This is a genomic window from Gordonia sp. VNK1, from assembly GCF_040049135.1.
In the GTDB taxonomy this organism is placed as follows: Bacteria; Actinomycetota; Actinomycetes; order Mycobacteriales; family Mycobacteriaceae; genus Gordonia; species Gordonia oleivorans.
In genome coordinates this window covers 30,696-54,624 of the sequence record NZ_JBDZDJ010000022.1, presented here as the reverse complement: position 1 = coordinate 54,624, position 23,929 = coordinate 30,696, and the positions used below count along the sequence as shown (strand labels likewise).

General features: G+C 68.2%; 21 protein-coding genes. 12 read left to right on the top strand and 9 right to left on the bottom strand.

Going from position 1 to position 23,929, the window contains the following annotated elements:
- The first annotated feature begins 23 nt into the window (after nt 1–23).
- Nucleotides 24–1,058 carry a class II fructose-bisphosphate aldolase gene (gene fbaA / locus ABLE94_RS21370; RefSeq protein WP_348807086.1) on the top strand — a complete coding sequence of 345 codons (1,035 nt, stop codon included), beginning with the start codon at nt 24–26 and terminating at the stop codon, nt 1,056–1,058.
- 113 nt (nt 1,059–1,171) lie between these two features.
- Here the strand turns inward: fbaA and ABLE94_RS21365 are convergent, their stop codons facing one another.
- Nucleotides 1,172–1,930: a hypothetical protein gene (locus tag ABLE94_RS21365; protein WP_348807087.1), complete on the bottom strand. Its 759-nt coding sequence runs from the start codon at nt 1,928–1,930 to the stop codon at nt 1,172–1,174.
- On the bottom strand, nt 1,927–4,056 hold the full coding sequence (locus ABLE94_RS21360) for an Rv0361 family membrane protein (RefSeq protein ID WP_348809783.1): 2,130 nt from the start codon (nt 4,054–4,056) through the stop codon (nt 1,927–1,929). Before ABLE94_RS21360 ends, ABLE94_RS21365 begins: the two co-directional genes overlap by 4 nt.
- A 528-nt stretch (nt 4,057–4,584) precedes the next feature.
- On the opposite strand from ABLE94_RS21360, the gene ABLE94_RS21355 reads away from it, so the two are divergent.
- The 4 genes from ABLE94_RS21355 to ABLE94_RS21340 all read left to right on the top strand — a co-directional run bounded on the left by ABLE94_RS21355 (nt 4,585) and on the right by ABLE94_RS21340 (nt 7,728).
- Nucleotides 4,585–5,025, top strand: a complete 441-nt coding sequence (locus tag ABLE94_RS21355) for a DUF3151 domain-containing protein (RefSeq protein ID WP_348807089.1) — start codon at nt 4,585–4,587, stop codon at nt 5,023–5,025.
- Nucleotides 5,026–5,041: 16 nt separating this feature from the next.
- Complete coding sequence (locus ABLE94_RS21350; protein WP_348807120.1) at nt 5,042–6,145, top strand: FUSC family protein; 1,104 nt, start codon at nt 5,042–5,044, stop codon at nt 6,143–6,145.
- Nucleotides 6,146–6,351: 206 nt separating this feature from the next.
- Nucleotides 6,352–7,269, top strand: coding sequence for a cation diffusion facilitator family transporter (locus tag ABLE94_RS21345; RefSeq protein WP_348807090.1), 918 nt, complete (start codon nt 6,352–6,354; stop codon nt 7,267–7,269).
- A gap of 96 nt (nt 7,270–7,365) precedes the next feature.
- On the top strand, nt 7,366–7,728 hold the full coding sequence (locus ABLE94_RS21340; RefSeq protein WP_348807091.1) for a hypothetical protein: 363 nt from the start codon (nt 7,366–7,368) through the stop codon (nt 7,726–7,728).
- 4 nt (nt 7,729–7,732) lie between these two features.
- Here ABLE94_RS21340 and ABLE94_RS21335 read toward each other — a convergent pair whose 3' ends face one another.
- Complete coding sequence (locus tag ABLE94_RS21335) at nt 7,733–8,578, bottom strand: site-2 protease family protein (RefSeq protein WP_348809782.1); 846 nt, start codon at nt 8,576–8,578, stop codon at nt 7,733–7,735.
- Nucleotides 8,575–9,279: a hypothetical protein gene (locus ABLE94_RS21330; protein ID WP_348807093.1), complete on the bottom strand. Its 705-nt coding sequence runs from the start codon at nt 9,277–9,279 to the stop codon at nt 8,575–8,577. Before ABLE94_RS21330 ends, ABLE94_RS21335 begins: the two co-directional genes overlap by 4 nt.
- Before the next feature lie 76 nt (nt 9,280–9,355).
- Here ABLE94_RS21330 and ABLE94_RS21325 point away from each other — a divergent pair, with 76 nt between their 5' ends.
- Together ABLE94_RS21325 and ABLE94_RS21320 are read left to right on the top strand one after the other, a co-directional pair.
- On the top strand, nt 9,356–10,642 hold the full coding sequence (locus ABLE94_RS21325; protein ID WP_348807094.1) for an adenylosuccinate synthase: 1,287 nt from the start codon (nt 9,356–9,358) through the stop codon (nt 10,640–10,642).
- Nucleotides 10,643–10,843: 201 nt separating this feature from the next.
- Nucleotides 10,844–12,187 carry an NAD-dependent succinate-semialdehyde dehydrogenase gene (locus ABLE94_RS21320; RefSeq protein WP_348809781.1) on the top strand — a complete coding sequence of 448 codons (1,344 nt, stop codon included), beginning with the start codon at nt 10,844–10,846 and terminating at the stop codon, nt 12,185–12,187.
- Nucleotides 12,188–12,212: 25 nt separating this feature from the next.
- Here the strand turns inward: ABLE94_RS21320 and ABLE94_RS21315 are convergent, their stop codons facing one another.
- Nucleotides 12,213–13,712, bottom strand: coding sequence for an alpha/beta hydrolase (locus ABLE94_RS21315; protein WP_348809780.1), 1,500 nt, complete (start codon nt 13,710–13,712; stop codon nt 12,213–12,215).
- 132 nt (nt 13,713–13,844) lie between these two features.
- Between ABLE94_RS21315 and ABLE94_RS21310 the strand changes: the two genes are divergently transcribed.
- Nucleotides 13,845–15,461 (top strand): adenylate/guanylate cyclase domain-containing protein, encoded by a 1,617-nt coding sequence (locus tag ABLE94_RS21310; protein WP_348809779.1) that lies wholly within the window; start codon nt 13,845–13,847, stop codon nt 15,459–15,461.
- A 9-nt stretch (nt 15,462–15,470) separates the two neighbouring features.
- Here the strand turns inward: ABLE94_RS21310 and ABLE94_RS21305 are convergent, their stop codons facing one another.
- Nucleotides 15,471–17,066, bottom strand: a complete 1,596-nt coding sequence (locus ABLE94_RS21305) for a Na+/H+ antiporter (protein WP_348809778.1) — start codon at nt 17,064–17,066, stop codon at nt 15,471–15,473.
- 52 nt (nt 17,067–17,118) lie between these two features.
- On the opposite strand from ABLE94_RS21305, the gene ABLE94_RS21300 reads away from it, so the two are divergent.
- The 3 genes from ABLE94_RS21300 to ABLE94_RS21290 all read left to right on the top strand — a co-directional run bounded on the left by ABLE94_RS21300 (nt 17,119) and on the right by ABLE94_RS21290 (nt 20,155).
- The gene (locus ABLE94_RS21300; protein WP_348809777.1) at nt 17,119–17,457 is read left to right on the top strand and encodes a UBP-type zinc finger domain-containing protein; all 339 of its coding nucleotides are present in this window, start codon (nt 17,119–17,121) and stop codon (nt 17,455–17,457) included.
- A 487-nt stretch (nt 17,458–17,944) separates the two neighbouring features.
- A complete protein-coding gene (purT, locus tag ABLE94_RS21295; protein WP_348809802.1) occupies nt 17,945–19,666 on the top strand; it encodes a formate-dependent phosphoribosylglycinamide formyltransferase in 1,722 nt (573 codons plus the stop codon).
- A gap of 9 nt (nt 19,667–19,675) precedes the next feature.
- Nucleotides 19,676–20,155 (top strand): DUF456 domain-containing protein, encoded by a 480-nt coding sequence (locus ABLE94_RS21290; protein ID WP_348809776.1) that lies wholly within the window; start codon nt 19,676–19,678, stop codon nt 20,153–20,155.
- 7 nt (nt 20,156–20,162) lie between these two features.
- On the opposite strand, the gene ABLE94_RS21285 is transcribed toward ABLE94_RS21290, so the two are convergent.
- From ABLE94_RS21285 to ABLE94_RS21275, 3 genes are read right to left on the bottom strand one after another with little or no spacing between them, the layout of a single operon-like run.
- On the bottom strand, nt 20,163–20,987 hold the full coding sequence (locus tag ABLE94_RS21285) for an ABC transporter ATP-binding protein (protein WP_348809801.1): 825 nt from the start codon (nt 20,985–20,987) through the stop codon (nt 20,163–20,165).
- A gap of 56 nt (nt 20,988–21,043) precedes the next feature.
- A complete protein-coding gene (locus ABLE94_RS21280; protein WP_348809775.1) occupies nt 21,044–22,156 on the bottom strand; it encodes a FecCD family ABC transporter permease in 1,113 nt (370 codons plus the stop codon).
- Entirely contained in the window at nt 22,153–23,187 is a 1,035-nt protein-coding gene (locus tag ABLE94_RS21275; protein ID WP_348809774.1) for a FecCD family ABC transporter permease, read from the bottom strand. Before ABLE94_RS21275 ends, ABLE94_RS21280 begins: the two co-directional genes overlap by 4 nt.
- Nucleotides 23,188–23,376: 189 nt before the next feature.
- Here ABLE94_RS21275 and ABLE94_RS21270 point away from each other — a divergent pair, with 189 nt between their 5' ends.
- Entirely contained in the window at nt 23,377–23,913 is a 537-nt protein-coding gene (locus ABLE94_RS21270; RefSeq protein ID WP_348809773.1) for a hypothetical protein, read from the top strand.
- Nucleotides 23,914–23,929: the final 16 nt, after the last annotated feature.

Here is a 23,929-nt window from a genome sequence, read left to right as displayed (position 1 = left end):
CCTACCCGGTTGGAGGACGTGACATGCCCATAGCAACCCCAGAGCAGTACGCCGAGATGTTCGCCAAGGCGAAGGAGGGTGGCTACGCGTTCCCGGCGATCAACTGCACGTCGTCGTCGACGATCAACTCGGCCATCAAGGGCTTCGCCGATGCCGGTAGCGACGGCATCATCCAGTTCTCGACCGGTGGCGCGGAGTTCGGCTCCGGGCTCGGCGTCAAGGACATGGTGACCGGCGCGGTGGCGCTCGCCGAGTTCGCGCACGTCGTCGCCGCGAAGTACGGCGTGACGATCGCGTTGCACACCGACCACTGTCCGAAGGACAAACTCGACACCTACGTGCGGCCGCTGCTGGCGATCAGCCAGGAACGCGTCGACGCCGGCAAGAACCCGCTGTTCCAGTCGCACATGTGGGACGGCTCGGCCGTGCCGATCGACGAGAACCTCGAGATCGCGCAGGAACTTCTGGCCAAAGCGGCCGCGGCCAAGATCATCCTCGAATGCGAGATCGGTGTGGTCGGTGGTGAAGAGGACGGCGTCGAGGCGGAGATCAACGACAAGCTGTTCACCACCCCCGAGGATTTCGAGAAGACCGTTGACGCCCTGGGAACCGGTGAGAAGGGTCACTACCTGCTCGCCGCCACCTTCGGCAACGTCCACGGCGTCTACAAGCCGGGCAACGTGAAGCTGCGTCCCGACGTGCTCAAGACCGGTCAGGAGGTCGTCGTCAAGAAGCTGGGCCTCGCCGAGGGATCCAAGCCGTTCGACTTCGTCTTCCACGGCGGATCGGGATCGCTCAAGAGCGAGATCGAGGAGGCGCTGAGCTACGGCGTCGTCAAGATGAACGTCGACACCGACACCCAGTACGCCTACACGCGACCCATCGCCGGGCACATGTTCGAGAACTACGATGGTGTGCTCAAGGTCGACGGCGAGGTCGGCAACAAGAAGACCTACGACCCGCGCGTGTGGAGCAAGAAGGCCGAGGCGAACATGAGTGAGCGCGTCGTCGAGGCCTGCACCGACCTCAAGTCGGTGGGCAAGTCGATCAGCGCATGACCTGACGGGTCCGAGAGGACCCGACACAGACCGACGGCGGCGTCCCGGATGATATTCCGGGGCGCCGCCTTCGTGTCTGGGGGTGTGAAACCGGGATGGGTTGTTGCTCGGCCTCAGAGGGCGAGCAACCCGACCAGGACCCCGATGGCCAGCAGCACCATCACGGTGGCCGCCGTGATGATCAACAGATCCGGTCGGTGCTTGCGGGTGTGGCCGGGCGACGGAGAGGTGGCCCTGGACGCCAACGGGCGACCGGCCGGGTCGTGCGGCCCGCGGACCGGGCGGCGGGGATCGGTGCCTCGGGGATCGGCGGCGGCTCGGGGATCGATGGGATGGGGGCCTGCGGCGGGCGGACCGGCCGGGCGTGGTTCGGCGATCTGCGGCGCGGGCGCAGCGGCCTGTGGGGAGCCCGGCGCACGCGGCCCGCGGAACGCGGCGGCTGCGGGTTCACTGGGCTGCGGCAGTCGCGGGGTGGGATCGTCGGATCCGGCGATGACCGCCGCCGGGACGGGGAAGCCCTGCGGCGGGGCCGCTGGGGCCTCGGGTGCAACGGGCTGGGCCCCGGGCGGGACGGGCGGAGCCGCGGATGGGATCGGTGGAGCCCCGGGTGGGCCAGGTGGAGGCCCGGGAGGAACGGCGGCGTCGGCACGTGGTCCCGGAACCGGACGCTGGGGAGCGTCGGCATGATGCGCGCCGGGCATCGGGCCGCGGACATCGGGTGCGGCCGGACGCGTCCCCATCGGCAGCGGGGGGCGGTCCGGGGGCGGGATGGGCCGCTGGTGGCGCCCGCGACCGTCGATGGCGCGCGTCTCGACGGCCTCGTGACCGGGGTCTGCCGCGGACGGATCGCCCGCGGCGCGATCACCGGTCACTGCGGATCGCAGACCTTCCAGTCATCGCCCTGCTTCTGCAGATTGATGGCGAATCGCTGAGCCTGATCCGGGGTGCTCGTGTTCAGCGCGGTGACCTCGACGACCGCACTGTTGCCGCCGTTGTCGATGCGCACCGCATTGACCGACTCGACCTTGGTCAGCTCGTTCTTGGACTTCTGGGTCTGGAAGATCTTCGTCCAGTCCGCGTCGTTCATGTTGGTGTAGTACGCCAACTTCGCACCGCACGTGACGTCCCGAAGGGTCGCGAGGTCACCCTCGTAGAGAGCCGTGGTGTAGGTCGTGGCGGTGTCGGCCGCCTCGTCTTCCGGTGCGGCGGGCCGCAATTGGAGGTAGGCAAAGATACCCCCGGCGATCACCACGAGCGCGATGATGATCCCGAGAACGCCGAGCAGTGCACCGCGACCCTTCCGGGACGTGGCCTTCTTGGGTTCGTGCGTGCCCGGAATGACCTGCGGCTGATGGGCTGTCGTCGACCAGCCCGCAGTCGCCGATCCGGCCGAGGCCTTGGCGGCGGCCGCACCTGCGGCCACGGCACCCCCGGCCACGGCTGCACCGGCGACCGCTGCACCGGCGCCCGGGGTGGCCGACTGCTCATCCTGCTGCGGGGCCTCGGATTGCTGCGGTGCCTGCTTGGTGAGGATGACGGTGTCGGCATCGTCGCCCGCGACATCGTCTGCGGTGTCGGTGGTTTCGGTGTCGACATCCGTGTCGGCGGTGTCGGTCTCGGCGACGTCTGCGACGTCTGCCGCATCAACCTCGTCGGCGACCCGCTCGTCTACCTCCGCCTCATCCTCGGCGGCCTCGGCGACGGCGGCCTCGGCCGCGTCGGTGTCGGGGATGTCGGTCTCGGGAATGTCGGTATCGGCGACCGCATCTTCCGCTGTGGCGGAATCGGTTTCGGTGACGGTGTCGTCCGCTGTGTCGGAATCCGCCTCCGCGACAGCATCTTCCGCTACCGCCGAGTCTGTCTCGGTGTCGGCCTCATCCGAGGTGTCTGCGCTCTCGGACTCTGCGCTCTCGGGCTCTGCGGTCTCGGGCTCTGCGGTCTCGGGCTCTGCGGTCTCCGATTCCGTCTCCGCTGCCGCATCTGCCCCGGCGTCGGAGTCCACGGTATCGGCGTCGCCGGCCTCGGTCTCGGCAACGGCGGGCGCATCCGCATCGGTTGCGGTGTCTGCCGACGCCGGCGCGGCCTGTTCCGCCTCGCCCTGCTCCGTCTCACCCGGCTCCGTCTCACCCGGCTCCGTCTCACCCTGCTCCGCCTCACCCGGTTCGGTGGTGGCGGTTTCGGTGTCGGGTGGGGTGGTGTCGTCGCTCTCGACCTCGGCGGCAGGTTCCTCGGATTCCTGTTCCGGTGCCTCGGCGACGTCGTCGCCCTGCGGGGCGTCCTCGGCGGGCGCGTCCTGGGCCGATTCATCGGTGGTGTCGGTCTCGGTCGCATCGTCGTCATCCGAGGTGGCGACGACTGCGGCTGCGGTGCCCGCAGCGGCGGCCGCGGCGACACCCGCGGCGACGGCCGTGCCGTGACCGGAACCGTCGTCATCCGCGGTGTCGTCATCCGAGGCGGCATCGGCATCGGCAGATTCTGCGTCGTCCGCGTTCTCGGCGACGACGGTGTCGTCGGTCTCCGTGGCCTCTGGTTCGTCCGCCTGGGCATCGGCGGCGGTGTCCGACTCGGGTTCGGTGGTTTCGTCGACCGCGTCCGATCCGGTGTCGTCGGTCTCTGCTTCTTCCTGAACCGCGGATTCGGCGTCACTCGCGGTTTCGGCGGTGCCCTCCGATTCAGCGGTGTCCGCGGTCTCGGTGCTGCTCTCCGTCTCGACGGTGTCGGTCGAATCGGCCGCGGCCGCGTCGGTCGCATCCACCGACTCCGGACCACTGCCGTAGACCTCGACATCCTCGAGGTCGTCGAGGTCCGTGGTGTCGGGGAGGCTGGCGCGTGAGATCACCTTGGTCGCCGAATCGATACCGCGTCCGCCGAGGGGCTTGGGATGAGTGCTCTCGGCGGAAGAGGCCGCCTCCGGCTTCGGGTGCTGCACGGTCTCCTGATCCGACGACGGCGTGCGCCCCGCTCCGGCTGTCGGCAACGGTGCGGTCGTGGCCTGCATCGGCGCCGTTGTGGGACTGCCGCCGGCCGGGCGGCCGGGCTGCGGTCCTCGCGCCGGACCACCCTGGGGGCGCGCGGGGCCGCCCTGCGGACGGGGCGGAACGGCCTGCTGGGGTCCCTGCTGAGGTCGAGGTGCGGGTCCCGCCGGACCTGCCGGGCGCGGTGGCGTCGGTGCTGCGCTGCTCGATCCGGCAGCTTCGCCGCCACGCTCACGCAGTTTCCGCAGCTTTGAAAAAGCCCTGGTGACAGCCGACTTCTGATCGTCAGACTGCGCCATCGGACATCACCACACCTTCTTCGAACACGAGGCTCGACATACCCACAAAGACTCACGTCGCCCCGAGTGGAGCGACGCAGCACATCCCGACTCGACGAAGTGCGCCATTCACACTAGCGAATCGATCTGCCATCTCTCCGCTGGGGAGACCGCGATCGACGCGGCGAGAAACGCCCATCGGAGACCTTCGGGGCATTGTGCCATCGAGACGACCGGACGTCCCGCCGAGAGGTCCGGTGATTGAATGGTGGGGTGACTTCCTTCGGAGACCTCCTCGGACCGCAACCCACGCTCCTGACCGGTGATGACGATGCCGAATCCGACCTGCGCAACGGTGCCGAACCCGCCGAGGTGGCGGCAACGCATCCGACCGCGTCGATCGCGTGGGCATACCTCGCCGAACGTGCACTGGCCACCCAGGGCGCACAGAAACCCGAGACCATCAAGGTGATCGAGGCCTACGCCTACGCCCGAACCGGATATCACCGTGGGCTCGACCAACTGCGACGCCACGGCTGGAAGGGCTTCGGCCCGGTGCCGTGGAGTCACGAACCGAATCAGGGATTCCTGCGGTGTGTGGGTGCACTCGCCCGGGCCGCGCAGGCGATCGGAGAAGAGGACGAATACCTCCGGTGCCTCGATCTGCTCAACGACAGCGACCCGAGGGCCGTCGATCACCTCGGGCTGAACTGACCCGTCGGTGACGTCGCTGACGTCGCGGGTGCGGGGCGGATACGAGGCGCTGCCGCGGCTCCTGCGGGTGCGTATCCGCCGGCTCTACCTGTCGGCGGTACCGATCCTGCAGTGTTCGATCGCGGCCGGGGTGGCGTGGTGGTTCGCTCTCGACGTCCTGGGTCACCCACAACCCTTCTTCGCGCCGATCGCTGCGGTCATCTCGCTCGGTCTGTCGCTGGGCCGCCGGTGGCGGCGATCGGTCGAACTGGTCGCCGGGGTCACCATCGGCATCCTCGTCGGCGACCTGCTGATCGTCGAAATAGGAAGTGGCGGTTGGCAAATCGTCGTCGTGGTGGCCCTGGCCATGGCGGTCGCCGTGTTCCTCGACGACGGGCCGCTGATCCCGCTGCAGGCGGCGTCGTCGGCGGTCCTGGTCGCCACGCTGCTGCCGCCCGGGGGGATCGGCGGATTCCACCGCGCGATCGACGCGCTCACCGGTGGGTTGATCGGCATCCTCGTCGGGGCGTTGCTGCCGGCCAACCCGGCGGCCCGCGCGCGGCGCGACGCGGCCGGGGTGCTCGCCACGGTCCGCGATGCCGCCCGCCAGCTCGCCGACGGACTTCGCGACGGCGACCAGGACCTGGTGCTCGCCGCGCTGGAAAAGGGCCGCGGTACGCAGGGCGCGATCAACACGATGCGGCAGGACATGAGCGGTGGCCGGGAGATCAGCACGCTCTCGCCGCTGTACTGGGGCTCGCGGATGCGACTCCAGAAGATCTCGGCCACCGCGGACCCGATCGACAACGGGGTCCGCAACTTCCGCATCATCGCCCGGCGTGCGCTGGGCATCACGCAGCGGGGTGAACCACTGCGTCCCGAACTCATCGAGATCGTCGGCGACCTCGCGGATGCGTTCGAGATCCTGCGCGAGATGATGCTCGCCGATCCCGGCGAATCTCCCGATGCCGCCGATGCCGCACGGGTGCTGCGCACCATCGCCCGCAAGGCGCGAATGGAACTGGCCGAGGAGCGTGGCATGGCCGAGACGGCGTTGCTGGCCGAGATCCGGTCGCTGCTGGTCGACCTGCTGATGGTGGCGGGACTGCGACGGTCGTCGGCGGTGGCGACGCTGCGCTGAGATCCGCGCGGTCGGGCGTCGGTTCCGGCGGGCATCGGAGTCGGCGCGGTCGTTGCTGCTCGACGCGGAGTCCGCACGCTCGCGCGGTCATTGCACTGACGCGTGACGATGGGCGTGCCGCACGGGTGAGGAGTGACCGCGCCAAGACGCTTAGCCGACCCTAACTCTTGTCATATATGCGAACTCATGCATATATTGGCTGGGTCATGGGACACTCACACTCGCACTCGCACGGTCACGTCGACGCCGCCTCGGCCGCGCATCGACGGATCTGGCCGATGGCCGTGGCCGTCGGTCTGATCGGCACCTACTTCGTCGTGGAGCTCACCGTCGGCATCGCCGTCGACTCCCTGGCCCTCATCGCCGACGCCGGGCACATGCTGACCGACGTCGTCGCGTTGCTCATGGGACTGACCGCACTACTGCTCGCGCGGCACGGCAAGACCACCGACACCCGGACCTTCGGCTGGCACCGGGCCGAGGTGTTCACCGCGGTCGCCAACGCGGTATTGCTCATCGGGGTCGCGGCGTTCGTGCTCTACGAGGCCATCGAGCGGATCGGCTCCGACCCGCAGGTCCCCGGTCTGACGCTGATCGTCGTCGCGCTGATCGGGCTCGCGGTGAACCTCGCGGTCATGCTGCTGCTGCGGGACGATTCCCGCGATTCCATCGCGGTGCGCGGTGCCTACCTCGAGGTCCTCGCCGACGCCGTCGGCAGCGTGGGCGTGCTCGTCGCCGGCATCGTCGCACTGACGACGGGGTGGGGCTACGCCGACATCATCGTCGCCGTGGGCATCGCCCTCTGGGTGGTGCCGCGCGCACTGCGGCTGGCCATCGACGCGTTGCGCATCCTCAACCAGCAGGCTCCGTCGCACATCGACGTCGATGCGCTGCGGTCCGAACTCGCGGCCATTCCCGGCGTCGACGACGTCCACGATCTGCACGTGTGGTCGCTGACCACCGGGATGGACGTCGCCACGGTGCATCTCGGCAGCTCGCGGGAGGGCGCCGAGGTGCTCTCGGCCGCCCGGCAGGTGCTCACCCGTCATGGTCTCGAGCATGCGACGGTGCAGGTGGATCCCGAGGATCAGCAGCACAAGTGCCACGACGAACTGCGGTGGTAGGGCCGCGGTTTTGTTTGCTGAGGTAACGAATGTCGCGTATGTCGCGAATCCCCCGGTAGGAGTTCACCACCCGATCCGGAGAAGAGGCACCACCGCATGAGCATCATCCACACGAGCATCATCCGACGACTCTGCACCACCACGGCCATCGCGGGGATGGCGCTGGGTGCGGCCGCCACCCTGGGCGCCGGCGACGGTCAGGCCGCGACGGTACGCGACTGCTCGATCTACAACTACTGGGCGGGCGCGTCCATCAACTGCCCGGCCGATGTCCGGGCCGTCCTCGAACTCGACTGCGTGGGTCTGGGTCGCAACACCGGCGAGACCACCGGCGTCCGGGTCTTCTATCACCGCACCAGCGGGGTGACCGATCGCAGTGGATTCACCGCCGCCGACTGCGGTCAGGGCAGCTACATCGGCTCCGGCGTCAACACCCGGTCGTGGGTGCGCCCGGTCTGATCGATCACCGCCGCCAGAACAGGAAGGTTTCCCAGCCCCATCCGGCGAGCTGCGAGGGCACACCCGACAGCTCGAACAGCCAGAAGATGACGTCGAAGAAGACGTTGTTGAGGGCCGGGATGAACAGCAGAGCGAAGACGATCAGGAAACCGTACGGCGCGATCTTGGCCGCCGACTGCCGCGTCTGCGGCGACAGGTACGGCTCGATGGCCCCGTACCCGTCGAATCCCGGCATCGGGATGAGGTTGAGGACCGCCGCGGTGATCTGCAGGAACGCCAGCATGGCCAGGCCGGTCCATAGGTTGATGGTGGACGGGTCGGTGATGATGACCCCGAACGGGCTGTCGGTGAGCGGCGCGAACACCCTGATCACCGCCAGCAGGATGATCGCCAGCACGATGTTCATCGCCGGTCCGGCCAGCGACTCGAGGGTGCGCTGGGCACGGGTGAAGCCGCGCTCGTTCAGATACACCGCGCCGCCGGGGAATCCGATGCCGCCCATCAGGATGATCAACAGCGGCAATCCCAGTGACAGGCCGGGGTGGGTGTAGCGCAGCGGGTTGAGAGTCAGATAGCCGCGCAGTTCGGCGTCCCGATCGCCGAAACGGTAGGCGGTGACCGCGTGGCCGAATTCGTGCAGACACAGCGAGATCACCCAGCCGGACAGCACCAGCAGCAGGATGCCCGCGGTGGCCCGTCCTGACGCGCGATCGAATCCTGCTGTGGCACACAACCATCCGCCGACGACGGCCACGGCGATCAGGCCGAGGAAGATCGCCCCGGGCTGGACCGCCCGGCCGATCTCGGTGATCGTCGGCGTGCGTCGCCGCTCAAAGCCCTGACCGGTCATGACGATTCTCCGGACGGCAGCACCAGTTTCAGATCCACGTGGTGACGGTAGTACGTCGAGCGCTTGACCACCCGCTCGGTGAGCTCACCCTCGCGTTCCACGACGATGTTCGTCCCACCGGTCTGCACCGCCCGACCCGGATACCACCGCTGTCGACCCAGTACGCGGCGTATTCCGGACGGCTCGAGGCGGGCTCGCAGTCCCGGTTCGCCCGGCGTCGGCTCGATCCGGATCCCGGGCACCTCGCCGCGGAAGAGCCGATGATCGTCGGCGTAACTCTCGCCGTGCAGCGGACCGCCGTCGGCGCCGAGGTGCCGGGCGACGCCGACGAGCACCGTCGCGGCGTCGTCGCGGATCAGCGGCAGATCCCGTGCCCGTCCGGTGCGGGCGAGGTCGCGCGCCGCGTCGCCGTGCGGGAGGCCGTAGACGCGGGTCGCCGGCGTCGGCCGGGCGGCGACGTAGGCGACCTCGACGTCGAGACGTTCGATCAGCATCAGGGCGGCGATGACCTGCGCGAGATAGCGGTCGGAGGCGGCGGCCGCGTCGGCGGCGGAAGCGTCACCGGGACCGTCCGCGTCGGGTTCGACGATCAGGCGCGACACCCCGGGTTCGGCGATCCGCGCCGACACGGCGTCGCGCAGGGCCCGGCGAGAGGTGCCCACCGACGGTGCCTGGACGGACGTGATGAGGGCGAACGACATGGGAATAGCGTATCGAGCAGGCCGAACCAGTAGGGTTGTCCCGGTTCGACGAACGCAACTGAAGGGTGAACAGACCATGGCCGCGATCGTGCTTATCGGCGCCCAATGGGGTGACGAGGGCAAAGGTAAGGCCACCGATCTCCTCGGCGGCAAGCTGCAATGGGTGGTCCGCTACCAGGGCGGCAACAACGCCGGTCACACGGTGGTGCTGCCCAACGGCGAGACCTTCGCCCTGCATCTGATCCCGTCGGGCATCCTGACCCCGGGCGTGAACAACGTCATCGGCAACGGTGTCGTCGTCGACCCGGGTGTGCTGCTCACCGAACTCGGCGGCCTCGAGGACCGCGACGTCGACACCACCGGCCTGATGATCTCCGCCGACGCCCACCTGCTGATGCCGTATCACGTGGCCATCGACAAGGTGACCGAACGCTTCCTGGGCAACAGGAAGATCGGCACCACCGGTCGCGGTATCGGACCCTGCTATCAGGACAAGATCGCCCGCGTCGGTGTGCGCGTCGCCGACGTCCTCGACGAGTCGATCCTCGCCCAGAAGGTCGAGGCGGCACTCGAGTTGAAGAATCAGATCCTGGTGAAGATCTACAACCGCCGCGCGCTCGATCCTCAGCAGGTCGTCGACGAGGTGCTCACCCAGGCCGAGGGCTTCAAGCACCGCATCGCCGACACCCGGCTGCTGCTCAACCAGGCCCTCGAACGCGGTGAGACCGTCCTGCTCGAGGGTTCGCAGGGCACGCTGCTCGACGTCGACCACGGCACCTATCCGTATGTGACGTCGTCGAATCCGACCGCCGGCGGCGCGGCGGTGGGTGCGGGTATCGGACCCAATCGCATCACCACCGTGCTCGGCATCCTCAAGGCCTACACCACGCGCGTCGGCTCGGGCCCGTTCCCGACCGAACTGTTCGACGAGTGGGGTGCGTACCTGGCCAAGACCGGCGGCGAGGTCGGCGTGACCACCGGCCGGGCCCGGCGCTGCGGCTGGTTCGACGCCGTCATCGCCCGCTACGCGACGCGCGTCAACGGCATCACCGACTACTTCCTGACCAAGCTCGACGTGCTCTCCAGCCTGGAGACCGTGCCCATCTGCGTGGCCTACGAGGTCGACGGTGAGCGGGTCGAGGACATGCCGATGACGCAGACCGGTTTCCATCACGCCAAGCCCATCTACGAGGAGATGCCGGGCTGGTGGGAGGACATCAGCGAGGCCAAGACCTTCGACGATCTCCCCAAGAACGCGCAGGACTACATCCTGCGTCTCGAGGAACTCTCCGGTGCGCATATCTCGTGCATCGGCGTCGGCCCGGGACGCGAACAGACGATCGTGCGCCGCGACATCGTCTGAAAGCGGGCGAGAATTGCGGATACCGTTGTCGGCCGTCCTATCGGCTTCGAAATTCGTAGAAGACCGGACGTGCAAGCGCGGATAACCGCTGCCGATGTGTCTCAATACGGCGGTATCGGCAGCATGTCCGCGTGATGTTGGTTAGCCTCGTGGAAGCAGGAGGTGGCGCCCCGGCCACCCCGCAAACGAGGAGAGTGTCCGATGGGCCTGTACGCCGTCACCGATCCCGCGACCGGTGAGGTCGTCAAGGAATACCCGACCGCCACCGACGATCAGGTCACCGCCGCGATCGCGTCGGCCGCCGACGCATTCGCGAGCTGGTCCAAGACCTCGACGGTGGCGCAGCGGGCCGAGTTGATCCGCAAGGTGGCGGCGCTGCACACCGAACGCAAGGACGAGCTCGCCGCCATCATCCAGCGGGAGATGGGCAAGCCGCTCGATCAGTCGGTGGGCGAGGTCGAGTTCAGCGCCGCGATCTACGAGTACTACGCCGACAACGCAGAGAAGTTCCTCGCCGACGAACCGATCACCCTGCTCGAGGGCGAGGGCTCGGCATTCGTCCGGCGCAGTGCCGTCGGGGTGCTCCTCGGCATCATGCCGTGGAACTACCCATACTACCAGGTCGCCCGGTTCGCCGGCCCGAACCTGGTGCTGGGCAACACGATTGTGCTCAAGCATGCGCCGCAATGCCCGGAGTCGGCGGCCGCGCTGCAGCAGATCTTCCTCGACGCCGGCTATCCGCCCGGCGCCTACGTCAACATCTATGCGACCAACGATCAGATCGCTGCGGCCATCGCCGATCCGCGTGTCCAGGGTGTCTCGCTGACCGGTTCGGAGCGGGCCGGTGCCGCCGTCGCCGAGGTGGCCGGGCGCAACCTGAAGAAGGTGGTCCTCGAACTCGGTGGATCCGATCCGTTCATCCTGCTGTCCACCGACGATCTCGACGCGACCATCTCCGCCGCGGTCGACGGGCGTTTCGAGAACACCGGTCAGGCCTGCAATGCCGCCAAACGCTTCATCGTCGACGAGAGCATCTACGACGACTTCATCACCAAGTTCACCGACAAGGTCAAGGCGACCGCGCAGGGCCTCGCCCCGCTGTCGTCGCTGGCCGCCGCCGAACGTCTCGAAGATCAGGTGAACACCGCCGTGAAGTCCGGCGCCACACTGGATTCCGCGGGTGAGCGCTCCGGCGCGCACTTCCCGCCCGGGGTGCTCACCGGCATCGATCCGGAATCCCCGGTCGCCAAGGAGGAACTCTTCGGGCCGGTGGCCACCGTCTACAAGGTGTCCGGCGAGGACGAGGCCGTCGCGCTGGCCAACGACATCCCGTTCGGGCTCGGATCGTATGTGTTCACCACCGACGCGGATCAGGCGCTGCGGGTGGCCGACAAGATCGAGGCCGGCATGGTCTTCGTCAACGCCGTCGGCGCCGAGGGTGCCGAACTGCCCTTCGGCGGCGTGAAGCGCTCCGGATTCGGACGCGAACTCGGCCGCTTCGGCATCGACGAATTCGTCAACAAGAAGATGATCCGCATCAGCTGATGCGCACGACCACCACCCCGGTGCGTCAGCGCACCGGGGTGGTGGTGGTCAGTGCCGAACCCTCGGCGGGAACCCCGAAGCTCGGCGATTCGCTTGCCGGCGAGAGGCTTTCGATTGCGCTGGGATCGGCCGCGGTGGTCGTGCCGGCGGGCAACGAGCTCGACGGATCGTTCGAGTCCGACGAGGGGGCCGACGGATCGACCGAACCCGACGACGGATCGTCCGAGGATGCCGCCTCCGCGGACGACGCACCCGACGACGACTCCGCCTGTGCCGCAAGCACTGTGGGCAACGCGACGGTGGTGCTTGCCGCCTTCCGTGCGGCAGCGGTGGCGGCCGCGACACCTGCGGTGTTGGTGGCACCGCCAGCGCTGACGACCTGTGCCTTGGTGGTCACCGGCGGGTTCGCCCGCAGCGCGGCCAGGAGGTCGTCCCGGCCGTCGGTGAGACTGCGGTCCCAGGTCGTCCAGGTGTGACCGCCGTAGTTGGGTAGCGAGATCACCGACGCCCCGGACTGGGCGAGTTGCAACTGCATCAGCACCGTCGACACCGCCGACAGCATCTCCAGGGCCATCGCACTGATCTGATCCTGCTGCGAGAGCTTCGCCATCTCCGAGGTGGTGAGGAATCCGTTGCCGGAGGAGATGATCAGCACCTGACCGTTCTCCTTCAGTTTGTCGACGTTGCGGGACGGATCGTTGGCCGCCCACTGTGCGCTGCCCGGCGTACCCCACATATTGACGATGCCGTTGGTGTAGTTGGAGACGATCGTCTGCGACGCCAGCACCCCGAGCGCGCCGATCGGGTTGTCGAGCTGGTAGTACCCCGACATCGCCTGCACCACCTTGAACTGCTCGGGATGCTTCTCGGCGAGGGTCACCGCCGGACCCGCCGACATCGACAGCCCGACGATCGCGTTGCCGGACTTGCTGACGCCGAAGTTCTGCGACAGATAGTCGGGCAGTTCCTGGGTCAGGAAGGTCTCCTGCTTGATCGTCGTGTTCGCCCCGGCCGGGCCGTTCCAGTCGGTGTAGAACGACGACGCCCCGCCGGCCGGCATCACGAGTGTGGTGTCGGTCGACGAGTCATACACCTTGGCGGCCTGCACATCGCTCGTCCACGCCGAATGGGTGTCCACCGCACGCATACCGTCGAGCAGGTAGATGCCCTTGTCGCTGCCGTTGGAGGCGCGGATCTGCACGACGACGTACTTGTTCATCGACGCCGACCACACCTTGCAGTTCTGCACGTAATTGCCCGAGGAATCCCAGGTGCAGCCCGGGCGCAGCACCTCGGGGTGACCGACGAGCGCCGAGGCGGTGTTCCCGCCGGTGATCAGGCCGCTGAGCACGTAGAGGAGCAGCGTCACCACGGCGGCGATGCCCGGGATGACCAGGCGCCGAACCGGCAGCCGACGACGGGGTGATCGGCCGGAGTGCTGCTGCTGCGGGTGAATGGTCCATCCGGACGCGATCGGCGATCCGGCCGCATCCGGGGCGGCGTGGGCGTCATGGGAACCGGACATCGACACTCCTATCGGTGGCGCAGAGACGAGATCGCGCCAATATTGTTTGCATCGCGAATGACCGGCTCGGGTGTTACACGTCCGGACGCCCGGATCGGCGCCACGTCGGGCGGTTCGTGAGAAGGTGATCGGGTGGCGAGGACGGGTAGACGTGACTACGGATCGATCCTGCTCGGCTCGTCGAAGGAGAGCGGGGTCAAACAGCGCGTCCGCATCCAGACGCTGCTGACGTCGTCGATCGTGTTCGCGAACCTGGTGGGTGCGATCATGGCGATCACCCTCACCTCGGTGGGGATTCCCGAACCGTCGGTGTTCCGGAGCAACCTGTGGTGGGTCAACTTCCTCGCGCTCCCGGTATATGTGGTGTTCGCCTTCGTCATCGGGATCGTCGTCGGTACCGTCGTCGTGGTCCGCGATCTGCGCTGGGCCATCCAGGATCGGGAACCCACCAAGAAGGACGCGCGCCGCGCCCGACGCGCCCCGATACGTCTGCTCGGCCTCCAGGCAGCCCTGTGGGCCGGTGCGGTGGTCTTCTTCACCCTCGCCTATGGGATAACCGACCCCGACCTCATCCCCAAGATGTTCTTCGTCGTCGGGCTCAGCGGGGTGGTGGTCGTCGCGATCTCGTCGCTGCTGATCGAGTTCTCCCTGCGTCCGGTGGCCGCGGAGCTCATCAGCGCCGGCTACGGCCGACGCAAACGCAGCGGCGTCCGCAGCCGATCGGTGACCTCCTGGATGGTCGGATCGGCCATCCCCATCGTCGGCATCCTGCTGGTGGTGATGTTCGGCGCGTTCCGCGCCGAGACGACCAAACTCGACCTGTTCGTCGGGGTGATGGTGCTCGCGCTCACCGCGCTGGCCACCGGTCTGATCCTGACCCTGCTGTCCAGTCTGTCCGTCATCGGGCCGATCCGCAGTGTCCGCTCGGCGATGGAACGGGTCCAGGCGGGCCGGCTCGATGACGCCGACCTCGTCGTCTACGACGGCACCGAACTCGGCGATCTGCAGGCCGGATTCAACTCGATGGTCGGCGGGCTGCGTGAACGAGAGCACATGCGGGACATATTCGGTCGGCATGTCGGACGCGAGGTGGCCGCGGCGGCGTTGTCATCGGACCCGGAACTCGGCGGTGTCGAACGGGTGGTGGCCGCTGTCTTCGTCGACGTGATCGGTTCGACAACCCTTGCGGCGCAACGTTCCCCGGTGGAGGTGGTGGAGATCCTGAACCGCTTCTTCGCGGTCATCGTGGCGGCGGTGGAGGAACAGAAGGGCTTGGTCAACAAGTTCGAGGGCGACGCGGTGCTGGCGATCTTCGGTGCGCCGCTGGCCCTTCCGGATGCGGCCGGGGCGGCGTTGGCCGCGGGCCGGCACATCTCGATGCGGCTGCGCTTGGAGGTGCCGGAACTATCCGCCGGCATCGGGATCAGCCACGGACCGGTGGTCGCCGGAAACGTCGGTGCCATCGAACGATTCGAGTACACGGTGATCGGTGATCCGGTCAACGAGAGCGCCCGGCTCTCGGAGCTGGCCAAGCGTGACCCATTGCGCCCCTTGGCATCCGGTCGTGCAATGGATGCGGTGAAGGGCGACGAGGGTCGGCATTGGCGCCGTGCGGAAACCGTCACGCTGCGGGGCCGGACCCAGGAGACGGTGGTTTACGAACTCGACGACGTCGACGACACCGACGACTCCGAGGGTGTCGAGCACATCGACGAGATCGGGGACCGCGTCGGCTCCGACGAGGCGTGACCCGGCCGCTCAGCTGTCGCTGCGGTCGGTGTATCCCTCGGCGAAGTCCAACCGCCGCAACGCCATCCGGAGAACCTCGTCGTCGATGCGGCCGGCGTCGCGTTCCTCGATGAACACCTTGCGTTGCACCGCGAGGATCTTGCCGCGGATGCGGTTGCCGGCCGCGGTGGGGCTCTCGCCGATGGCATCGGGTCCCCGGCCGAGCTCCTCCCACGCCGTATTCCGTTGCGTGGTCACCCATTTGCGCTGCATCCCGATCTGATGCCGACGGACGTCGTCGGGTGCCATCTGCGCCTCGATCTGATCGAGCAGCGCCTCGGATTCGCGCGAGGCCCGGTCCTGTGCGCCGGCATAGGCCAGGCGTTCGGTGGCGGCGTCGTCGCCGGCGACACCGAGACGTCGGATGATCCACGGCAGCGTGGTGCCCTGGATCAGCAGCGTGCCCACCACCACGACGAAGGTGAGGAAGATGATCTCCGCCCGCGCCGGGAACGGGGCATCGGAGTTGGTGGTCAGCGGGATCGCGAACGCCGCCGCGAGCGACACCACCCCACGCATTCCGGCCCAGCCGACGATGAATACCCAACTCGGCTTCGGGAACGGCTCGCGTTCCCGGATGGTGCGTGACAGCAGCCGAGGCAGATAGGTCGCCGGATACACCCAGATGAAGCGCACCACGATCACCGCGAGGAGTACCACGACGGCGTCGATGGCGATCTGGGCCCACGACTCACCGTGTAGTCCGTCGACCAGGTCGGGCAGTTGCAGGCCGATGAGCAGGAAGACGAATGCCTCGAGGACGGCGTCGATGGATTTGCGCACCGCCTCGTCCTGTAGGCGCGTCTGATAGCCCTCGCGGACCGATCGTTGTCCGAGTAGCAGGCCCGCGGTGACCACCGCGATCACCCCGGACGCTCCGAACTCCTCGGCGACGAAGTAGGTGCCGAACGGCACCATGATGCCGATCGCGGTCTCCATGGTCGGGTCGGTGAGCCAGCCGCGCACCCACGAAGTGAGGTAGCCGATCGCCAGGCCGACGAGGAGTCCGCCGATGGCGGCCAGCAGGAACGTCGAGATGCCGTTCCACACGGTCGTGGTCATCCCGACGGCCGCGGCGACGGCGACGCGCAACGCGGTGAGCGCCGTCGCGTCGTTGAGCAGGCTCTCGCCCCCCAGCAACGTCATGATGCGCCGCGGCAGGCCCACCTTGCGCCCGATCGCCTGCGCCGACACCGCGTCCGGCGGCGCCACGATCGCACCGAGCACCAGGGCGGCGGCCAGTGGCACGTGCGGGATGCTCCACCAGGCGACCAGCCCGACCAGCACCGTCGAGAACAGCGGCAGGCCGACGGCCAGCAGACCGATGGATCGGCGATTGGCCCGTATCTCCTGATACGAACTGTCCTGCGCGGCCGAGTACAGCAGCGGCGGCAGGATGACGAACAGCACGAAATCGGGTTCCAGGGTCACCTCGGGCAGACCCGGGATCCATCCGAGGGCCAGACCGACCGCGACGAGTACCAGCGGAGCGGACAGACCGAAATGACGACACAGCGCGGCGATCGCGAGCGACACCGCCGCGACGAGCAGGAGTGAGGCGCTCACTCGGACGAACGTAGCACCGGTGTGGCCGCGTCACAGTGGCGATAATGGATGAATGCGATTGTTTGGACGTGGAAACCGCAGCGACGACGCGGCGGGCGCCGGGGCGACGGGCGACCGTTGCCCGGAACTCGCCCGCTACGGTGCCGATCCGGCCGGCGACCCGCCGCCGGAGAACGGCCGTAGCGACCAATGCCAGGACTGTGTCGAACTCGGTGAGCAGCACTGGTCGCATCTGCGTGAGTGCCTGGAATGCGGGCATATCGCCTGCTGTGACTCGTCGCCACGTAAGCACGCGACCGCGCATTTCGCGGCGTCGGGCCACCCCGTCATGCGTTCGGCGGAACCCGGAGAAGTGTGGCGTTGGTGCTACGTCCACCAGGTGATGGGCTGACCGGCCGTGATGGTCCGGCGTCCCTGCAGGTCACAGCCCCATATCGACTCCCGGTTCACCGAGTGTGGTGTCGATGACCGCGCTGCGTGACGCCACGTAGAATCCGGGAATGACCTCGAACACCGAGAGTGGTGCATCGCCTCAGGAGCCGCAGCGCACCGAGGCCGCCGCGCCGAGTGCCCCGCCGGCCCAGGCGCCCGTCGTGCAGGTGCCGCAACCGTCGACGGATTCACCGGACGCCGCAGCGGTGCCCTCGGGACCGGGTATCGACACGCCGCTGTCGGTGACCGAATCCGCCCCCGCGGCGGAGTCGGGACCCGAGGCGGAATCCGCACCCGCGGCGCAGCCGGTGGTCGCGGAGTCGACACCGGAGCCGGTGACGATGGCCAAGGAGCCGGCGGCAATGGGCAAGGAGCCTGCGTCGAGGGGCACGGAGCCGGCGGCAATGAGCAAGGAGCCGGCGGCAATGGGAGAGGAGTCTGCGTCGATGGACAAGGAGCCTGCGGTACCGGCCGCAGCCGACGCCGCCGAGGTCGCGGCATCGCAGGCGCCGACGCAGGTGCAGGCGGTGTCCGCGCCGAAGGAATCACCCGTCGGGCCGCCCGACATCCTGGGTACCCCGCTGTCGCCGACGGCGACGCGCGTCATGGTGCTCGGCGCGGGTGAACTCGGCAAGGAACTCGTCATCGCGTTCCAGCGGCTCGGCGTCGAGGTGATCGCCGTCGACCGTTACGAGGGGGCGCCCGGGCATCAGGTGGCCCATCACGCCGAGGTCGTCGACATGACCGACGGCGACGCCATTCACGCGCTGGTACAGAAGTACCGCCCGCATTACGTCGTTCCCGAGATCGAGGCGATCGCCACCGACGCGCTGAAATCGATCGAGGATCGCAAGCTGGCCGAGGTCATCCCGACGGCGTCGGCGGTGGTGGCGACGATGAACCGGGAAGGCATCCGCCGGCTGGCCGATGAGGATCTCGGGCTGCCGACCTCGCCGTACCTGTTCGCCGGCTCGCATGACGAGATGGCGGTCGCGGTCAAGCAGATCGGGTTCCCGTGCGTGGTCAAGCCGGTCATGTCGTCGTCGGGCAAAGGTCAGACCATCCTCAAGAGTGCCGCCGACATCGACTCGGCCTGGGAACGTGCCACCACCGGCGGCCGCGTCGCCGGGGAGCGGGTCATCGTCGAGGGATGGGTCGAATTCGACTTCGAGATCACCCTGCTGACGGTCCGGGCCATCGATCCGGCCACCGGAAAACTGATGTCGCACTTCTGTGCCCCGATCGGTCACAAGCAGGTCAACGGTGATTACGTCGAGAGCTGGCAGCCCCACGACATGACGCCCGACGCGCTGGGGGCGGCCACCTCCATCGCGGCCCGCATCGCCACCGCCCTCGGTGACGGAAAGCTCGGTGGCCGAGGCATTTTCGGTGTCGAGATGTTCGTCAAGGGTGACGACGTGTACTTTTCCGAGGTCAGTCCGCGCCCGCACGACACCGGCCTGGTGACGATGGCGACGCAGCGGCTGAGCGAGTTCGAGATGCATGCGCGGGCCATCCTCGGTCTGCCCGTCGACGTCACGCTGGCCTCCCCGGGCGCATCCGCGGTCATCTACGGCCAGCTCGACGACAAGGCCATCGGCTTCGAGAACGTCGCGCGGGCGCTGGCCGTGCCCGAAACCGACATCCGGCTGTTCGGCAAGCCGGAGAGTTTCCACCGGCGCCGCGTCGGCGTGATCACCGCAACCGCCGACGACGTGGCCACCGCCCGCGAACGTGCCGTGCAGGCCGCGTCGATCGTCACGCCCGTTCCCGGTCGACCGGCTCGTCACGGCGCACCCGCGCCGATGCCGCCGGCCGCGCCCGCCGGTGGACCGTCGCGTGGGCCTGCGGGTCCGCCGAGTGCACCGCCGCGACCGGTGCCGCAGCAGATGGCGCCGCAGGCCGGGCGACCGCCGGTCGGTCCGGGAGGCCCGGGTGGTCCCGGTGGTCCGGCGCCGCGTGGTCCGCAGGGGCCGGGGCCGGGCGGTGCTCCGCAGGGTGCTGGACCGCACGCCGGTGGCCCCCGCGTCGGCCCGCCGCCGGGTGGTCCCCGTCCGCCGATGGCTCCTCGTCCGTCCGCGGGTCCGGGTGGTCCGCCCGCTGCGCGTCCACCGGCGCCCGCGCCGGCCCCTCAGGGTGCCGAATCGTCTCCCGCGCAGGTCGACTGACGCCTCATCATGCCGCTTTACGGCGACGTCATCGTCGGTGTCTGCATCCTGATCGGTCTGCTCGGCATCGTTGTGCCGGTGCTGCCCGGCACCCTGGTGGTGGTCGTGTCGATTCTGGTGTGGGCCATCGTCGCCGGCGGTTGGGCATGGTTGATCTTCGGGATCGCCGCGGTCCTGATCGCCACCAGTGAGGTCATCAAGTACGTACTGGCCGGCCGGGTCATGCGGCGCCACGAGATACCCAACCGCACCGTCCTCGTCGGCGCCGTGGTGGGTATCGTCGGGTTCTTCGTCGTCCCGGTGATCGGACTGTTCATCGGATTCATCGCCGGCGCAATGGTTTCGGAGTTGATCCGCACCCGCAGCACCGCGGCCGCGTGGCGCGGCACCGTCGGCGCCACCAAGGCGTCGGCGGTCACCATCGGGATCGAGTTGCTCGGCGCGTTGCTGGCGTCCGGGGTGTGGCTGGCGGGCGCGATCGCGGTCTGAGCACTCCTCAGGCGCTGGGAATCTTGCGCAAGCCGGGAACCCCACGGGCGCTGTGTGTTCCGATCGGCACGATCATCGGGCCGCCGAACACCGGATCGGTGACGACCTGCGCGCGCAGGCCGAAGGCGTCCTCGAGGAGGTCGGTGGTGATCACCTCGTCGGGCACACCGTGGTGCACCAGTCCGCCGTCCTTCATCACGAACAGTGAATCGCTGTATCGCACAGCAAGGTTGAGGTCGTGCAAGACCATCACGATGGTCTTGCCGTGGTCGGTCTTGAGGGAGTGGACGAGATCGAGCACCTCGAGGGAGTGTGCCAGATCGAGGTAGGTGGTCGGTTCGTCGAGCAGTAGCAGGTCGGTGCCCTGCGCGAGGGCGAGGGCTATCCAGACCCGTTGGCGCTGCCCACCGGACAGGGCGTCGAGGGTGCGGTCGGCGAGGTCGGCGGTGGCGGTCAGCTCCAGCGCCTCGGCGACGGCCCGCTCGTCCTCGGCGGAGGCCTGCTGATACCACTTCTGATAGGGATGACGACCCCGCGCGACCAGATCCTCGACTGTGAGTCCTTCGGGCGCAACGGGATTCTGCGGCAGGATGCCCAGGGTGCGGGCGACGGTCTTCGGTTTGATGGTGGTGATGTCGGCGCCGTCGAGAAACACCGTGCCGGATCGGGCCGGCAACAGACGCGCGAGGCACCGCAGCAGCGTCGATTTACCGCACCCGTTGGGGCCGATGATGGTGGTGATCGCGGCGTCGGGGACGTCGATGTCGAGTCCGTCGATGATGACCCGTTCGTCATAGCCGACGACGAGGTCGCGTGCGGACAGGCGGGTCATGTCCGCGCCGCCCATCGGTGGGGCGGTGGTGGTGCGATCGTGCACGCGGGGCCTGGTCATACGGTGGCCTTTCGGGAGATCGTGACCATCAGATAGATGAGGAACGGACCGCCGATCGCGGCGGTGACGATGCCGACCGGCAGGCCGGAGGGCAGCAGGGTGCGGCACGCGATGTCGCCGGCGACGACGAGGATGGCGCCGATCGCACCCGACGCGACGGGGGTGGGGATGGCGCTGCCGGTGATGCGCATCGCGATCTGCGGGGCGAGCAGTGCGACGAAGGCGATGGGTCCGGCCGCCGACACCGCGAGGGCGGCCACGATCACGGCGATGAGCAGGATCGCCGACGACACGGCCAGCGTCCGGACACCGAGGGATCGCGCGAGATCGTTACCGAGGCTCATCGCGTCGACCTGCCGGGCGAGGACCCCGACGCCGACGATGGCCAGCACGACGGCGATCGCCACCGGCCACACACTCGACCATGAGGTGTTGGCCACCGAGCCGACCAGCCACGTCTGGGCGCGTGCGACGTCGCGGATCTCCGCGCGGGTCAGCAGGTAGGAGGTGCCGGCCTGCAGGACCCAGGTGATGCCGACACCGATCAGCACCAGCCGCAGCGGGTTGATGGCGTGGTTGGCCTTTCGGCCGGGCCAGGCGAGCAGATACATCAGCGTTGCGGTTCCCAGACCGCCGACGAGTGCGGCCAGCGGCACGCCGAGTTCGGCGAACCAGGCTCCCCAGCTGGTCCCGAAGGCGATCGCGGCGACCGCTGCGGCGCCGGCGCCGGCGGTGATGCCGAGCATGTCCGGGGTGGCGAGCGGATTCTGTGCGATCAGCTGGGTCAGTGACCCCGACATCCCGAGAGCGAACCCGACGAGCACCGACACCGCGGCCCGTGGCACCGCGTCGTCGAGGATGACGACGTTCTCGATGCGGGTGCCACCGCCGAGCAGGATGCGCATCACGTCGATCGGGGTGACCGGGTATTCGCTGATGGTGACGCTGAGCAGGAACAGCACGACGGCGATCACCAGCGAGCAGGTCACGGTGATCAGCACCCGGGGCCGGATCACCCACGACGTCGGGCCGAACCGGACGATACGACGCGCGGCGCGCGTGGACGGCGCGTCGGCGGTGGCGGGGTGGGGCGTGGTGTCGGTGCTCATACGCTCGTCAACTTCGTCCGTCGAACCATGGCGATCAGGAACGGGGCACCGACGAAGGCCAGCACCACGCCGACCTGCACCTCGCCGGGACGTGCGATGACGCGTCCGATGATGTCGCAGACCAGCAGCAGTGCCGCGCCGATGAGTGCCGAGTACGGGATGATCCAGCGGTAGTCGGGTCCGGTGATCGCGCGCGCGATGTGTGGGACGACCAGTCCGAGGAAGACGATCGGGCCGCAGGCGGCGGTGGCCGCGCCGATCAGCAGGGTGATGCCCAGGATGCCGACGCCGCGGATCAGCAGCACCCGTGATCCGAGTGCCTTGGTCATGTCGTCGCCCAGCGACAGCAGGTTGAGGAAGAAGCCGCTGGCCATCGCCAAGACCAGACCGATCACGATGAACGGCAGGCTCGCCCAGAACACGTCGATGGAACGGCCGGACGTCGAACCCACACTCCAGAAGCGCCAGGCATCCAGCGATTGGGTGTCGGTGAGGACGATCGCCGACGTGATGGCCACCAGCATCGCCGACAGGCCGGTGCCGGCCAGCACGAGGGTCACCGGACCGGTACCGGTGAGCGCGGCGACACCGAAGACGGCGGCCGAGGCGATGATCGCGCCGAGCAGTCCGAACCCCATGTATGCCAGCGGCGAGGAGATGCCGAAGATGTAGACCCCCGTCACCACCGCGCAGGCTGCGCCGGCGTTGACGCCAAGCATGCCCGGGTCGGCGATCGGATTGCGGGTGTGACCCTGGGTGATCGCGCCGGCCGCGCCGATCGCCAGGCCGACGACCAAACCCAGCAGGGTCCGCGGCACGCGCAGGTCCCAGACGATGCCGGCGGTGTCGGTGGAGGTGTCGATGTGCGGGGTGGTGAAGTGGATCAGGCCCTGCCAGATCTGGGCCGACCCGCTGGTCAGGCTGTCCCAGGTGGTGGCGAACGGGATGTCACGCGTACCGATCAGGACCGAGCCGATAACTGCGAGGATCAGGATGGCCACAATGGTCAGCAGCCCCGTCAGTCGTCGCACGAAGGGTCACCTTACCTGACAGTCGATTTCGGCGAATCGGGTGACGGACCGGCCACCGACCGGACACAATTCTGAGACGCACGTAACGGTTACCTGTGAGGTTGCGATAAACCTGGACGTAACCGATTCGGCGCCCAGCGCGCCGCCAGTTCACGACCTTCGGGTCATATCGACGAAGAAGGAGTCGACATGAAGAAGACGCTGAAGCGCGCTGTTGCCGGAGTGGCCGTCGCGGCGGGTATCGCGAGCGGATCGATGCTCGCCGCAGGCGAGGCACAGGCCGCGACGCCAGGTGATCTCGGCCTCTACGGTGGTGTGAACTGCTACTGGAAGGGATGGGGCCCCACCTGGGACAACCTTCCCGGCTGGCGTATGCATCGCTGGATGGGTGTGAAGAACTTCGGCGGGTCAGTCATGACAAACGTTTCAATCACCGAGATCAACGGTGCGACGAAGTATGTGCCGGCACGTAGCGCAGCTGATGCCAAGGCCGCTGGAGCCATCAATCCGCGCGCCACCAAGGTCGGCGAACTCCTCCCGGGCCAGGCATACACTGGCTTCGATACCACGTGGCGCGCGTGCTTCCCGTCATCGATCTCCGGCTACACCATTGGTCAGCAGACCGAGAACGTCTTTGACAAGCCCAACTTCGGCTTCTGGGCCAACGTCGAGCAGCAGCAGGGAACTCCGGGAACGGTCAACACGCCGTCGACGGCGACGAACTGATCTCTCTCACACCAAA